Genomic DNA, 693 nt, shown 5'->3' on the forward strand with positions numbered 1-693 from the left:
TGTTTCTCCTGATCCTTTTTGCGCGATCGTCCATCGTCCCTGACGTGCTTGGGCGGAGCCGAGAAGTGGCTGAACCGATTGAATTTTGTTCTCACCATTATCGGTCGGCGCGTCAACTCACGCCTCGTGCCACTTTAGTTCTTCGCACCTGCACAAAAATATGCCAAACGCGACACAAGCGGCGGGTAACGCTGGGGAAGTAGATGTCGTGAGCGCAACCGGACAGCAGAAGGCTTTCACCCCGCCGGAGATTTCCGGGCGCAAGGGCAAGACGCCGCTTGTCTGCCTGACGGCCTACACCACGCCTATAGCCAGATTGGTCGATCCACATTGCGATGTCGTGCTGGTCGGCGACAGCGTCGGCATGGTTCTCCACGGCCTTCCCACCACACTTGGGGTCACGCTCGACATGATGATCATGCACGGCCAGGCGGTGCGCCGCGGGCTCGAACGAGCGCTGATGGTCGTCGACATGCCGTTCGGCTCCTACGAGGAAAGCCGTGAACAGGCTTTCCGCAACGCGGCCCGTGTCATGGCCGAGACCGGCTGCGCCGCCGTCAAGCTCGAGGGCGGCGAGGCGATGGCAGAGACGATCCGCTTCCTCGCCGGCCGCGGCATCCCGGTCATGGCCCATGTCGGGCTGACGCCGCAGGCGGTCAACGCGTTCGGCGGCTATTCCGTGCAGGGCAGGGG

At 62.9% G+C, this 693-nt stretch carries 1 protein-coding gene; it reads left to right on the plus strand.

What is annotated here, in order from left to right; translation table 11 throughout:
• Window positions 1-208: 208 nt before the first annotated feature.
• Window positions 209-693: 3-methyl-2-oxobutanoate hydroxymethyltransferase (locus EOA86_RS37175; protein WP_206630279.1), on the plus strand; the 485-nt coding region annotated here is incomplete at its 3' end.

The sequence above is a fragment of the Mesorhizobium sp. M5C.F.Ca.IN.020.32.2.1 genome, assembly GCF_004023105.1.
GTDB lineage: Bacteria > Pseudomonadota > Alphaproteobacteria > Rhizobiales > Rhizobiaceae > Mesorhizobium > Mesorhizobium wenxiniae.